This is a genomic window from Streptomyces sp. NPDC058576 (assembly GCF_042718715.1).
Lineage (GTDB): Bacteria > Actinomycetota > Actinomycetes > Streptomycetales > Streptomycetaceae > Streptomyces.
The window spans coordinates 67540-80876 of record NZ_JBHXPF010000005.1 but is presented as its reverse complement, the minus strand read 5'-3'; the positions used below and the strand labels follow the sequence as shown (position 1 = coordinate 80876).

Below are 13337 nucleotides of genomic sequence, written 5' to 3'. Positions count from 1 at the left end.
ATGATGGCCGCCACGAAGAGGATCGCCGTGGGCATCGTGTCCACGGCCCTGGCCGCCGTTCTCGCGGGCTGCTCCGGAGCCGGATCCGGAGGGTCGGCCTCCGGGGGTGCGGAGAAGGGCGCCCACGGCGCCAAGGAGAACCCCCCGGCCGCTGCCCCGAAGAACGCGGTCAAGCTCATCGGGGACGGGTCCACCGCCTTCACCGGCGTCCAGCCGAACGTGCCCGCCGTCGAACGCCTGGCGCCCGGCGAGAAGCCGCCCCAGTTCGTGGTGTTCTCCTGGGACGGCGCCGGCGAGGACAGCCAGAAGCTCTTCTCGCACTTCCGTGGCGTGGCCAAGAAGTACAACGCCAAGATGACGTACTTCCTGAGCGGTGTGTACCTGCTGCCGGAGGAGAAGAAGGACCTCTACAGCCCGCCCCAACACGCTCCGGGCCGTTCCGACATCGGCTTCAACGACACGGAGGGCATCCGCAACACCCTCGCCGAGGTTCGTGCCGCCTGGATGGAGGGCAACGAGATCGGCACCCACTTCAACGGCCACTTCTGCGGCAAGGACGGTGGCGTCGGGACCTGGTCCGTCGATGAGTGGAAGAGCGAGATCAGCCAGGCGAAAGCTTTCGTCAAGGGCTGGAAGACCAACACGCCGGAGCTGAAGGGCGAGGCCCCGCTCCCCTTCGACTACGACAAGGAACTGATCGGCGCCCGCACCCCCTGCCTCGAAGGCCAGAAGAACATGGTCGCCGCCTCCCGGACCATGGGCTTCCGCTACGACTCCAGCGGCGTCGGCAACCAGGTCTGGCCCCAGCGGAAGGGCGGGGTCTGGGACATCCCGCTCCAGCTCGTTCCGATGCCGGGCCGCGCCTTCGAGACCCTCTCGATGGACTACAACTTCATGGTCAACCAGTCCGGCACGGCCACCCAGGGAGACCCCTCCCAGCACGAGTACTGGGGGAACCAGATGCGGGACGGGCTGCTGCAGGCCTTCGACCGCTCGTACAGCGGCAACCGGGCGCCCCTGATCATCGGCAACCACTTCGAGTCCTGGAACGGTGGCACCTACATGCGCGCCATCGAGGAGACCATCGCGAAGGTGTGCACCAAGGAAGGCGTGCGCTGCGTGTCCTTCCGTCAGCTCGTCGACTGGCTGGACGCGCAGGACCCGCAGACGTTGGCCAAGCTCACCACGCTCGGCGTCGGCGAGGCGCCCAAGACGGGCTGGTCCTCGTACCTCGGCACCCAGCCGGATGCCGCCCAGCCCGCCGACAAGCCCGCCGACAAGCCCGCCGACAAGCCCGCCGACAAGCGAGCCGACGAGCCCGTCGACGAAGGCGCGGACAAGCCCGTGGCGAAGCGTGCCGACGAGGGTACGCGCAAGGGTGAAGCCGGTTCGGCTCCGGCCGGGGCGACCGGCTGAACTCCGACGAGACGACCGACCGCAACGCGGACTGACCGCACCGCATCGCACGCAGCCATCGCACCGCATCGTTCGCCGGCCACCGGATGGGTGGCCGGCGAACGGCGGTTGGCGAAGGCGGCCGGGGAACGGCCGCTCGGGTGATGTCGTCAGGCGGGTGCTGCGACGCCCGCTCCGGCGTGTCGTTCGTCGAGCACGAAGGCCGGGTCGACCTGGGCGGCCAGGTCGGCGCCGGTCTTCTCGTTGCCCCAGCTCTCGGCGTTCTTCAGGTGGAAGTGCACCATCTGGCGCGTGTAGCGCTCCCAGTCGCGCAGCCCGTACGAGTCCTCGGCGGTGTCCTGCAGCGTCTGCAGGGCCATCCGGTTGTCGGCTTCCAGCAGCTCGAACCTGGATGGCCGGCCCTTCTCCATCGACCGTACCCAGTCGGAGTGGCCGACCCCGATCAGCAGGTCGTCGCCGACCTCCGCGCGCAGGAACTCCAGGTCGTCCGGGCCCTGCACCTTGTTCCCGACGACCTTCAGGGCGACGCCGAAGTCACGTGCGTACTCCTTGTACTGGCGGTAGACCGACACCCCCTTGCGGGTCGGCTCCGCGACGAGGAACGTCATGTCGAAGCGAGTGAACAGGCCCGACGCGAACGAGTCCGAGCCCGCCGTCATGTCGACCACGACGTACTCGTCGGGGCCGTCGACCAGGTGGTTGAGGCAGAGCTCCACGGCGCCGACCTTGGAGTGGTAGCAGGCGACCCCGAGATCGGACTCCGTGAAAGGGCCCGTCGCCATCAGCCGGATGTCCCCGTCGTCGAGCCGAACCGTACGCGCGCAGGCCTCGAAGATCGGGTTGTCCTCGCGGACCCGCAGCAGCCGGGAGCCCTCGCCGGGCGGAGTCGTCTTGATCATCGTCTCGGCGGAGGCGATACGGGGGTTGGCGCCCCGCAGATAGTCCTTGATGAGGGGGAGGTGAGCGCCCATGGCGGGCAGCGCGGAGGCCTCCGCGTCGTTCAGTCCCAGGGCGGCGCCCAGGTGCTGGTTGATATCGGCGTCCACGGCGATGACGTGGGCTTCGTTGGCGGCGAGGTGGCGGATGAAGAGCGAGGACAGCGTGGTCTTTCCGCTGCCGCCCTTCCCGACGAAAGCGATCTTCATGTTCACCTAGGGTAGTGCTTCACTTGCTCAGCGTCGTCATCGTTCGTGAAGAAGGCCACTTGAGGGTGGCTCGGGTGTGGTGGGCGCGTAGCCTCGCTACTTATGAGTACGACTGCCTCAGACCCGCTCGCCGCGCTCGGTTCCCTGCCCGGTGTGCCCGATGCCGTGGACTCCGTGCGCAAGGCCGTCGACCGGGTCTACGGTCATCGCGTCATGCGACGCCGCAGCAACGAGGTCACGGCCGAAGCCGCACTGCGGGGTTCTCGTGGCTCGGCCGCGCTGGCCGGCGCCGACTGGAACCTCGAAGAGGTGCGTCGGCGTACCGACTTCAGCGGTGAGGACGAGGCGCGCGTGGTCGGTGCGGCGCTGCGACTCACGGCGGAAGCGGGACAACTCCTTTCCATCTGGCGGCAGTCGCCGCTGCGGGTGCTGGCTCGGCTGCATCTGGTTGCGGCCGGCGGGGCGACTCCCGACGACGCGGTGGGGCGTCCTCGGCTGGCGGGTGAACGCGTCGACGAGCCACTGATCGAGGCGCCGCTCCCCGGGGCCGAGGAGGTTGCCGGGCGGCTCGAAGGGCTCTCGCGGCTGATCATCGCGGGCGGCAGTGCCCCCGCCCTGGTCACTGCTGCCGTGGTGCACGGCGAGCTGCTGGCGCTGCGCCCGTTCGGCTCGCACAACGGTCTGGTGGCCCGGACGGCCGAGCGCATCGTGCTGATCGGCAGTGGGCTGGATCCGAAGTCGATCTGCCCGGCCGAGGTGGGGCACGCGGAACAGGGCCGGGCGGCCTATGTCGCGGCGTTCGAGGGCTACACGGCCGGAACCCCGGAGGGCATGGCCGCCTGGATCATCCACTGCGGGCGCTCGATCGAGCTGGGTGTGCGCGAGTCGACCGCGGTGTGCGAGGCGCTTCAGCGTGGCGCGGCCTGAAGGTCCGAAGCGCGAGGCGTCGGAGGGGGTCGGCCGGGGGCGGCTTCCGGGGGCCTGACGCGATGGCGGCCCGGTACGAGGGTTGCGGCGGTACCGATGTGCGGTACCGCCGCTGGCACGTCCGCCCAGTTACCAAGCGTCCTCGTAAATTGCCCATCAGGTCGGGTGCTTTGCCCGTCACCTGGTGCGGCTGGCCCGTATTCGACGGGTCGACGTCGCGTGGGTGCTCGACTTTCGTGCGCGGTCCGTGGGGCCGTCCTGCGTAACAGGTCATCCTCGCGGATGTCCTTGGTCTCGCGGGCCGTTATGTCCTTTGTACTCCAGGACCAGGGGAACGGAAACCCCTGGCCCCGCTTCTTTACTTTTATGTTCAATCAAGGGCGAATCGGGCGAGAGTCGCCCCGGCGAAGCGCTTCACGCCGTCCCGCTCCGCGCGGTCCCGCTCGGAGCCGCCCCGCTCCACCTCACCCGGGCAGGGCGGCGCCTGCGGTACGTCGACGACTGGCGTACCAGACCAGCCCCGCGGTGACGGCTGCCGCGCCCACCGCGGCGGCCGCCACGAGGGCGGGGCGTGGCGGCATCGAGAAGGCGGGCAGTCGCTGCTTGAGGCGGACCGGACGGTTGAAGACGAGAATCGGCCACTCGCGAAGGGTCGCTTCGCGGCGCAGCGCGCGGTCGGGGTTGACCGCGTGCGGGTGGCCGACCGACTCCAGCATCGGGACGTCGGTCGCCGAGTCGCTGTAGGCGTAGCAGCGCGAGAGGTCGTACCCCTCCGAGACCGCGAGCGCCTTCACGGCCTCGGCCTTGGTCGGTCCGTAGGCGTAGTACTCGATCTCGCCCGTGAAGCAGCCGTCGTCGCCGACGACCATGCGCGTGGCGACGACGCGGTCGGCGCCGAGCAGCTCGCCGATGGGTTCGACGACTTCGGCGCCCGAGGTCGAGACGATGACCACATCGCGTCCGGCTGTGTGGTGTTCCTCGATGAGGGTGGCGGCCTCGTCGTAGATGATCGGGTCGATCAGGTCGTGCAGGGTCTCGGCGACGATCTCCTTGACCTGCTGGACGTTCCAGCCTTTGCAGAGGGCGGAGAGGTAGGCACGCATCTTCTCCATCTGCTCGTGATCGGCGCCCCCTGCCATGAACACGAACTGGGTGTACGCGGTGCGCAGTACGGCACGGCGGTTGATCAGCCCGCCTTGGTAGAAGGACTTGCTGAAGGTCAGCGTCGAAGACTTCGCAATGACCGTCTTGTCCAGGTCAAAGAAGGCTGCTGTGCGCGGCGAGAAGCAGTTTTCCACAACGCTGAGCATAGGGGCCCACCATTCGGCGTAAACTCCGGCGCGTGGGTTTGCCTGAGAAGGCCCTCGGGTACACCATGGAAGTCACGGATCGTTCGCGACCGTGCTAACCCGGTCCGACTCCTCCCCCCCCCCGAGTCGGCCGTGGGGACGACCCCCGCTCTCCCCCCCGGCGGGGGTCGTCGCATGTCCGGACGCGTTTTAGGGGCGGAAACCACCTGAGCCTCCCATCCGGCCGTCATCGGCCTGATCGTGCGAGCCGGGCGTCGTGCGACTCGTCTCGTCACAGTGTGTAGCCAGAGGGCTGCACTCCGGAAGTCGCTGGTATGGGTGACGAAGTTATTCACAACCACGGGGTTGTCCACAGTTCTCCGTCAAGATCCACATGTTTTTCCGCGGTGCTGCACGTTGATTCCACCGCGAAGTCCGCGGGTGCCGGAATCGCGCATCTCGGAAACGCTCCGAGAACACCGCGAACCGCACTGAAGGGGCAGTGAGAAGGGGGCGGAGATCGTGGCTGGATCCCTCGCAGGAGAAGAGGCGGCAGTTGCCGACGGGTGGCGCGGAGGCCCGCTGATCGTGACGGAGGACGTGGAGCTGCTCGACGACCTGCTGCGGCTGTGCGCGGCGGCCGGGGCCGAGCCGGAAGTTCATCACGGGCCGCCCGGACGCCGTGGCGGCTGGGAGCGGGCTCCGATGGTGCTGGTGGGCGATGACGCCGCCGCGCGATGCAGGGGCGCCGTCCGCAGGAAGGGGGTGATGCTGGTCGGCCGGGACCAGGACGACCCGGATGTGTGGCGGCGGGCGGTGGAGATCGGGGCCGAGTATGTGCTGCGACTGCCCGATTCCGAGGGCTGGCTCGTCGATCAGATCGCCAACGCGGCGGAAGGCGTGGGACGGCCCGCGCTCACCGTCGGCGTGATGGGCGGCCGGGGCGGCTCCGGCGCATCGACGCTGGCCTGCGCCCTGGCCGTGAGTGCGGCGAAGTCCGGCCGGCGGACGATGCTGATCGACGCCGATCCGCTGGGAGGCGGCATCGACGTCCTGCTCGGCGGCGAACGTGCCGAAGGCATGCGGTGGCCGGATTTCGCGCAGTCGAAGGGCCGCCTCGGCGGCGGAGCCCTGGAGGACGCGCTGCCCGCGCTCCACGGGCTGCGGGTGCTGAGCTGGGGGCGCGACGACGAGGTGGTGATCCCGCCGCAGGCGATGCGCGCGGTGCTCGCCGCCGCGCGCCGGCTCGGTGGAGTGGTGGTCGTGGACCTTCCGCGCCGGGTCGACGAGGGCGTCGCCGAAGCCCTGGCCCAACTGGATCTCGGCCTGCTCGTGGTGCCGGGAGAACTGCGCGCAGTCGCAGCGGCCAAGCGCGTCGCGTCCATGGCCGGAATGGTGTTGGACGACCTGCGGGTGGTGCCCCGGGGCCCGTATGCGTCAGGGCTGGACGGGGAGTGGGTCGCCCGGGCCATCGGTCTTCCGCTCGTCGGCGAACTCCCGTTGGAGTCAGGCCTTCTGGACTCCCAGGACGACGGCACCCCGCCCGGCGGCAGTGCCCGGGGTCCGCTGGCCCGGTTCTGTTCGGCCTTCTGGGAACAGGTGGCGGCGGCCGGCGACACGCGCCCCGTGACCGGCCCGCCCGGGGGAGGGACGGCATGACGGACGAACTGCTCGACGCCGTTCGCCAGCGGCTGGCGCGCAGCGGTGCGGCTCCTACCCCGGCAGGAGTGGCTGCCGCTTTACGGGCCCAGGGGCGGCTGTTGGGAGACGCCGAGGTGCTCGGAGCGGCGGCGGAGCTGCGCGGCGAACTCGTCGGCACGGGCGTGCTGGAGCCGTTGCTCGCGGATCCCGAGGTGACCGATGTGCTGGTTTCCGCACCGGACCGGGTGTGGGTGGACCGGGGCGGCGGGCTCCAACTGACGGGTGTCACCTTTCCGGACGCGGCGGCGGTCCGGAGGCTGGCCCAGCGTCTCGCCGCGGTGGCCGGCAGGAGGCTGGACGACGCACGTCCCTGGGTGGACGCACGACTGCCCGACGGGACACGGATGCACGCCGTGCTGCCCCCGGTGGCCGTCGGCTCGACCTGCCTGTCCCTGCGCGTGGTGCGGCCGCGGGCCTTCTCGCTCGCTGAGTTGGTCGACGCGGGTACGGTGCCGCCGGGCGGTGACCGGATCCTGCGGGCCCTCGTGGAAGCACGGATCTCCTACGTGATCAGCGGCGGCACCGGGGCCGGCAAGACGACGCTCCTCGCCAGTCTGCTGGGCGCGGTAGGCGTGAACGAGCGGATCGTGCTCGCCGAGGACTCCGCCGAACTGCGGCCGGACCACCCTCATGTGGTCCGCCTGGAGTCCCGTCCGGCCAATCAGGAGGGCGCGGGCCGGGTGACCTTGCGCGATCTGGTGCGGCAGGCGCTGCGCATGCGGCCCGACCGGCTGGTGGTCGGCGAGGTGCGGGGCGCCGAAGTCACGCAGTTGTTGGCCGCCTTGAACACGGGACACGAAGGCGGGTGCGGCACCGTCCACGCCAACGCCGGCGAGCATGTCCCCGCCCGGCTGGAGGCGCTGGGCACCGCGGCGGGCCTCGACCGGGTCGCGTTGCACAGCCAGTTGGCGGCCGCGCTCTCGGTGGTCGTGCATCTCGTACGGGACCGCGCGGGGCAACGTCGGGTCGCCGAGGTGCATGTCCTGGAGCGGGACGCTGCGGGCCTCGTCTTCACGGTTCCGGCCCTGAGCTGGGGCATCGGCGGCTTTGTTCCGGAGCGGGGATGGGAGCGGCTGCGGTCGCTGATCGGCGGTGCGCTGTGACGGGTGCGGCATCGGCGTACGCGGCCCACGCGGTGGCTCTCTGCGCGGGTTCGGCGGTGTGGCTCGCGATGGACCGGGATCCGGGCGTGCGGAGGGCGCGGGTGCTGTTCGTGGACGCCCCGCCCGAGCCGCGTCGGGCGTGGGGCCGGTGGCCACGTCTGCGTAGGGCCCAGGGGTGCGTGACGGAGGCGGCCCGGGGGCGTCGGGAGTGGTGCTGCGTTCCGGTCGCGGTGCTGCTTGCGGTGCTGGGGGGTTCGGTCCTGCCGCTGGTCGTGGGAGCCGCCGCGGTCCCGTGGGTACGCCGGTGGCTGCGGAGGCGGGCCGGAGCACGGGAGGCGGAGAGAGCCGCGACCGCGGTGGCGGCGTTGTGCGGAGCCGTGGTCGGAGAGCTGCGGGCCGGCCGCGAGCCGGGACAGGCGCTGCTGGTCGCGCTGCGCGAAGGCCTCGTCGACGACGGCCCTTCGGCGACGGCAGCTTCCGGCAGTCGGCTGGGGGAGGCGGACGCCGCGGTGCTGGCGGCGGCGCGGTTCGGCGGCGACGTGCCGACCGCGCTACGGCAGGCGGCGGAGGGCCCGGGGCTGGGCGGCCTGTCCGGGATGGCCGCGTGCTGGCGAGTGGCCGTGGACGGCGGGGCAGGCCTGGCGACCGGGCTGGAGCGCCTGGAGGCCGCGCTGCGGGAGGACCGGCGCAGACGGGAGGAGTTGCGTGCCCGGCTGGCGGGCGCGTGGTCGACGGTCGTGGTCCTGGCGCTGCTCCCGGTCGCGGGGCTGGGGCTGGGAGCGGCCCTCGGCGCCGAGCCCTTGCGCGTACTGCTGCACACCCCGGGCGGCCTGGCCTGTCTGGCGGTGGGCGCGTTCTTGGAGGCGGTCGGGCTGTACTGGGCCTGCCGGATCGTGCGCGGAGGGGAGGCGGCGTGAACGCGGCGCGCGGAGAGGTTCTCCACAGCCTGGGGATGTCGGCGGCGGTGCTGGGCCTGGTGGCGCAGCTGACAGCCGTGGCCGCCGCGAGGTGCCGGAAGCGAGCCGTTCGTGGGCGGGGAGCGCTGTTGTCGGGGATGGTCGCGGTTCCCCGGCACGGCAGGCGGAGCCGGCTGCTCGCACGGTTCCGGTCGAGCGGTGGGTCGGGCCTCGCCGAGGCCAGTCGGCAGTGGGCGGCTCCGGCCGGGGCCTGGCTGGCCGGATGGATTCTGGTCGGTGGAGTGACGGGGTGCGCCGTCGGTGCGGCGGCGGCGTACGGGACATGGCGATGGGAGCGAGCCCGCCCCCGGAGCCGTGCCGATGGTAGCCATCCGGAGCGTTCCGTGATCGCCGGGCAGCTTCCGCTGGCCGCGGATCTGCTGGCCGCCTGTATCGCGGTGGGGGCCGGCCCCCGGCAGGCGGCCGAGGAGGTGGGCCAGTCGATCGGCGGCCCGGTCGGAGAGCGGCTTGCCCGGACCGCGGCCGAGATCCGCCTCGGCGGCGAACCGGCCGAGGCGTGGGGCCGGTTCGGGGAGATACCGGGCGCAGGCCCGCTGGCCCGCTGTCTGCACCGGGCAGGGGCGACGGGGGCCCCGGCGGCGGAGCCGGTTGCCCGCCTGGCCGAGTCGATGCGCGCCGAACGAGCCGCTGCGGCGGTGGCGCGGGCGCAACGGGCCGGGGTGCTGATCACCGCGCCGGTCGGCCTCTGCTTCCTCCCCGCCTTCCTGGCGGTCGGGGTGGCGCCCGTGATCATCGGCCTGGCCGGCGGCCTGCTCGCGACCGGTGGTCCGGGCCGGTGACGCCGCGCGCGGTTCACGGCCGGCGACGACCTTCCGGTCATTCATTTTCGCTGTCATTCACGGGTGTTCCGTTCGGACGCCCGCTCGTCATCGATGCTCATCGGGGGATGAAATGGAAACGAAGTTCTGGGACCGGGCCGTCGACGCTCTGCGTGGGAGCCGGCTGTTCACCGGGGCGCCGGACCGGCCGGCGAAGTGGTCCGCACGGTGGGCGGGGCGGCTCGGCCGGTCCGATCGGGGGATGACCACCTCCGAGTACGCGGTGGGAACGATCGCGGCGTGCGCCTTCGCGGCGGTGCTCTACAAGGTGGTGAACAGCGGGCCGGTGCTGTCGGCGCTGCAGTCACTGGTCGAGGACGCGCTCGATGCGAAGTTCTGAGATTCGGTCGGGGCCCTTTCCGGGGGCCTGGTTCACGGCATCGTGTCGGCGCCTCTTCCGGTGCCTCTTCCGGTGCCTCTTCCGGTGCCTCTCCGGGGGGCTCCCCCGGGGGCGGCACCGGGGCCGGGTCCCCAGGGGCGGAGGGCGCCGCGACCGGGGCGCGGTGACGGCGGAGGCGGCGGTGGTGATCCCGGTGCTGGTGGCCTTCGCCATGGCGCTGCTCTGGGCGTTGATGGCCGCCGCGGACCAGATCCGGTGCGTGGACGCGGCGCGGGCGGGGGCCCGGGCGGCGGCCCGCTCGGAACCGGAGGCTGCGGTGCTGGACGCCGCGCGTGAAGCGGCGCCCCAAGGTGCCCGGGTCGAGTTGGGGCGGGCGGGAGACCTCTGGAGCGTCCGGGTGGAGGCGCCGACCCAGGGGCCGGGCGCGCTGGCCCTGACGTTGAGCGCCGAGGCGGCTGCCCTCGCGGAGGACACGGTGGGAGGTGCCGGGCCGTGAGGGCGAGGGGACCCGGGGGCCAGGGGTTGGACGGGTGTCGTCGGGACGCTGGTCGTCGGGACGTGTTCCGGCGCTGGGGCCGAGGCCTGTGTCGGGGTCGGCTTCGGGGCCGGGGTGCGGGCAATGGCATGGGCGAAGGCGCGGACGAGGGCGTGAGGCGGCGCATGGGCCGTGGTGCGGATCGGGACGTGGGCCGGGACGTGCGCCGTGGCGCGGACCAGGACATGGCCCGGGATATGGGCCGAGGTGCGGATCGGGGTGTCGCGACGGTGTGGGTGGCTGTCACCGCTGCCGGCCTGTGCACCGTGTTCGCCGTGGTGCTCGCGCTGGGACAGGCCGTGGCTGCCCGTCACCGGGCGGGCGGGGCCGCGGATCTGGCGGCTCTCGCGGCTGCGGACCGGGCGTTGGAGGGAGCGGTCACCGCGTGTGGGGCGGCCCGGAGAGTAGCCCAGGCACAGGGCGCCGTGGTCGTTCGCTGCGCGGTGCACGGGGAGATCGCCGATGTGACCGCTCGCTCGGGTTTCGGCCCCTACCTCCCCACCGTCAGGGCCCGCGCCGGACCGCCGGCCGGATCAGTCCTCCGGCGTGGTTGATTCGACCGGGTCCGGGGGCGCGGCCTTGAGGAGTTCGGTGAGCAGGCGTACGGCTCCGCGTTTGTGCAGCGGCTCGTTGCCGTTGCCGCACTTGGGGGACTGGATACATGAGGGGCAGCCCGCCTCGCACTCGCAGGACGCGATGGCCTCCCGGGTCGCCGTCAGCCAGGTCCGGGCGGTGTGGAAGGCCCGCTCGGCGAATCCGGCGCCGCCCGGGTGGCCGTCGTACACGAAGACCGTCGGCAGGAGGGTGTCCGGGTGCAGCGGTACGGATACGCCGCCGATGTCCCAGCGGTCGCAGGTGGCGAAGAGGGGGAGGAGGCCGATCGAGGCGTGTTCGGCGGCGTGGAGCGCGCCGCCGAGGATCTCCGGATTGATGCGGGCAGCGTCGAGTTGGTCCTCGGTGACCGTCCACCAGACGGCGCGGGTGCGCAGGGTGCGGGGCGGCAGGTCGAGTTTCGTCTCGCCCAGGACTTCCCCGGTGATCAGCTTTCGGCGGAGGAAGGAGACGACCTGGTTGGTGACCTCGACGGAGCCGTAGCAGAGCCGCCCTTGACCCCAGGGGATCTCGGTGTCGGTCTCCAGGACGGTGATGGCGGTGGTGTCGCGGGCGACCGTCGAGTACGGCGGTTCGGCCTGCTCGACCAGGGCCACGGAGTCCTCCAGGTCAAGTTTCCGGACCAGGTGGGTGCGGCCCTGGTGGAGGTGGACGGCCCCCTCGTGGACGGCCGTGTGTGCGGCGGCCGCGTCGACCGTGCCCAGCAGGCGGCCGGTGCCCTCCTCGACGATCTGGATCGGACGGCCGCCCCCGCCCCGGATGTCGGCGAGGTCGGCGGCCCGTTCGCGGCGGGTCCAGTGCCAGCCCGACGCCCGTCTGCGCAGCAGTCTCGCCGCCTCCAGTTGCGGGAGCAGCTCGGGCACGGCGGGGCCGAAGAGCGCGATGTCGGGTTCGGTGAGGGGCAGCTCGGCGGCGGCGGCGCAGAGGTGGGGGGCGAGGACGTAGGGGTTGTCCGGGTCCAGCACCGTCGACTCGACGGGCTGCCGGAACAGCGCCTCCGGGTGGTGCACCAGGTACGTGTCCAGCGGGTCGTCCCGGGCCACGAGGACGGCCAGGGCGCCCTGCCCCGAGCGGCCGGCGCGCCCCGCCTGCTGCCAGAGGGACGCCCGCGTGCCCGGGTAGCCGCAGATGACGACCGAGTCGAGGCCGGAGACGTCGATGCCGAGTTCCAGGGCGGTGGTGGCCGCCAGGCCGAGCAGTTCGCCGGAGTGGAGTGCCCGTTCCAGGGCCCGGCGCTCCTCGGGGAGGTAACCCCCGCGATAGGCGGCGACCCGCTTCGGCAGCGATCGGTCGACCTCCGCGAGGCGCTCCTTGGCGATCACCGAGATGAGTTCCGCGCCGCGCCGGGAGCGTACGAAGGCGACCGAGCGGACGCCCTGGAGGGTCAGGTCGGTGAGCAGGTCGGCGGTCTCGGCCGTCGCGGTACGGCGTACGGGGGCGCCCTTCTCGCCGTGCAGGTCGGTCAGCGGCGGCTCCCACAGGGCGAAGACCAGCTCGCCGCGCGGGGAGGCGTCGTCGGACACCTCGACGACCGGCAGACCCGTCAGACGCCCGGCTGCGACCGCGGGATCCGCCGCCGTGGCCGAGGCCAGCAGGAAGACCGGATCGGCCCCGTAGCGGGCGCACAGGCGGCGCAGGCGGCGCAGGACCTGGGCGACATGGGAGCCGAAGACGCCCCGGTAGGTGTGGCATTCGTCGATCACGACGAACCGCAGGGCGCGCAGGAACGAGGACCAGCGGGGGTGCGAGGGCAGTATTCCGCGGTGCAGCATGTCGGGATTGGTCAGGACGTAGTTCGCGTACTGCCGCACCCACTCGCGTTCCTCGACCGGGGTGTCTCCGTCGTAGACCGCGGGCCTGACGGCGTTGCCGAGCGGGGCCGCGAGCGCTTTCACCGAGCGCCGTTGGTCGGCTGCCAGGGCCTTGGTGGGGGCGAGGTAGAGGGCGGTGGCCCCGCGGCCGTTCGGGGCCTCGGAGCCATCCAGCAGGGTGCTGAGGACGGGCGCGAGGTACGCGAGCGACTTGCCGGAGGCCGTGCCGGTGGCGATCACGACCGATTCGCCGTCCAGAGCGTGCTCGGCCGCGGCCGCCTGATGCGCCCACGGATGGTCGATCCCGGCTTTTTCGATCGCCGAGATCACTTCTGGCCGCACGCGATCCGGCCAGATGGCATGGGTTCCCGATCTCGGGGGCAGGTGCTCCGTATGAGTGATGCGCGCGGCCCGGCCCGCCCCTGCGGCGAGCCGGTCGAGGATCATGGCGGGAGAGGGGCGCGAGGCCCCACTCTCGGGTGGTCGTCCGGGACGGTGATTCTTGGCCATCGACACCGAGTGTGTCACTGGCGTGACGGACAATGGTCCCAAGGCGTCGTGCATGGCTGCTGGTAAGTGATTGAATGCCATCGCGGCTGGCGATCCGTCCCCTGGCCTCCGTCGGGGAGAGCGAGGGGCGACCGCTCGATAGCAAGGTGCTGG

The 13337-nt window shown here is 72.0% G+C and carries 12 protein-coding genes; 9 read left to right on the top strand and 3 right to left on the bottom strand.

The window, feature by feature from the left end:
• Window positions 1-1416, top strand: coding sequence for a hypothetical protein (locus tag ACFWRV_RS05845; RefSeq protein ID WP_384328766.1), 1416 nt, complete (start codon window positions 1-3; stop codon window positions 1414-1416).
• Between the two features lie 149 nt (window positions 1417-1565).
• On the opposite strand, the gene ACFWRV_RS05840 is transcribed toward ACFWRV_RS05845, so the two are convergent.
• Window positions 1566-2561 carry an ATP-binding protein gene (locus tag ACFWRV_RS05840; protein ID WP_384328763.1) on the bottom strand — a complete coding sequence of 332 codons (996 nt, stop codon included), beginning with the start codon at window positions 2559-2561 and terminating at the stop codon, window positions 1566-1568.
• 102 nt (window positions 2562-2663) lie between these two features.
• Here ACFWRV_RS05840 and ACFWRV_RS05835 point away from each other — a divergent pair, with 102 nt between their 5' ends.
• Complete coding sequence (locus tag ACFWRV_RS05835) at window positions 2664-3488, top strand: oxidoreductase (RefSeq protein ID WP_384328761.1); 825 nt, start codon at window positions 2664-2666, stop codon at window positions 3486-3488.
• Window positions 3489-3952: 464 nt separating this feature from the next.
• Here ACFWRV_RS05835 and ACFWRV_RS05830 read toward each other — a convergent pair whose 3' ends face one another.
• On the bottom strand, window positions 3953-4798 hold the full coding sequence (locus ACFWRV_RS05830; protein WP_384328758.1) for an HAD family hydrolase: 846 nt from the start codon (window positions 4796-4798) through the stop codon (window positions 3953-3955).
• Between the two features lie 501 nt (window positions 4799-5299).
• On the opposite strand from ACFWRV_RS05830, the gene ssd reads away from it, so the two are divergent.
• From ssd to ACFWRV_RS05795, 7 genes are all read left to right on the top strand, one after another.
• Window positions 5300-6436 carry a septum site-determining protein Ssd gene (gene ssd, locus ACFWRV_RS05825; protein ID WP_384328756.1) on the top strand — a complete coding sequence of 379 codons (1137 nt, stop codon included), beginning with the start codon at window positions 5300-5302 and terminating at the stop codon, window positions 6434-6436.
• On the top strand, window positions 6433-7581 hold the full coding sequence (locus ACFWRV_RS05820; protein WP_384328753.1) for a TadA family conjugal transfer-associated ATPase: 1149 nt from the start codon (window positions 6433-6435) through the stop codon (window positions 7579-7581). The genes ssd and ACFWRV_RS05820 overlap by 4 nt, the downstream gene beginning before the upstream one ends.
• The gene (locus tag ACFWRV_RS05815) at window positions 7542-8498 is read left to right on the top strand and encodes a type II secretion system F family protein (RefSeq protein WP_384328750.1); all 957 of its coding nucleotides are present in this window, start codon (window positions 7542-7544) and stop codon (window positions 8496-8498) included. The genes ACFWRV_RS05820 and ACFWRV_RS05815 overlap by 40 nt, the downstream gene beginning before the upstream one ends.
• A gap of 35 nt (window positions 8499-8533) precedes the next feature.
• Window positions 8534-9337 (top strand): type II secretion system F family protein, encoded by an 804-nt coding sequence (locus ACFWRV_RS05810; protein WP_384329177.1) that lies wholly within the window; start codon window positions 8534-8536, stop codon window positions 9335-9337.
• Window positions 9338-9449: 112 nt separating this feature from the next.
• Window positions 9450-9716, top strand: coding sequence for a DUF4244 domain-containing protein (locus ACFWRV_RS05805; protein ID WP_384328747.1), 267 nt, complete (start codon window positions 9450-9452; stop codon window positions 9714-9716).
• 163 nt (window positions 9717-9879) lie between these two features.
• Entirely contained in the window at window positions 9880-10212 is a 333-nt protein-coding gene (locus ACFWRV_RS05800; protein ID WP_384328744.1) for a TadE family type IV pilus minor pilin, read from the top strand.
• Between the two features lie 128 nt (window positions 10213-10340).
• A complete protein-coding gene (locus tag ACFWRV_RS05795; protein ID WP_384328742.1) occupies window positions 10341-10805 on the top strand; it encodes an Rv3654c family TadE-like protein in 465 nt (154 codons plus the stop codon).
• On the opposite strand, the gene ACFWRV_RS05790 is transcribed toward ACFWRV_RS05795, so the two are convergent.
• Window positions 10785-13265 carry a DEAD/DEAH box helicase gene (locus ACFWRV_RS05790; RefSeq protein ID WP_384328739.1) on the bottom strand — a complete coding sequence of 827 codons (2481 nt, stop codon included), beginning with the start codon at window positions 13263-13265 and terminating at the stop codon, window positions 10785-10787. The genes ACFWRV_RS05795 and ACFWRV_RS05790 overlap by 21 nt on opposite strands.
• Window positions 13266-13337 lie beyond the last annotated feature (72 nt).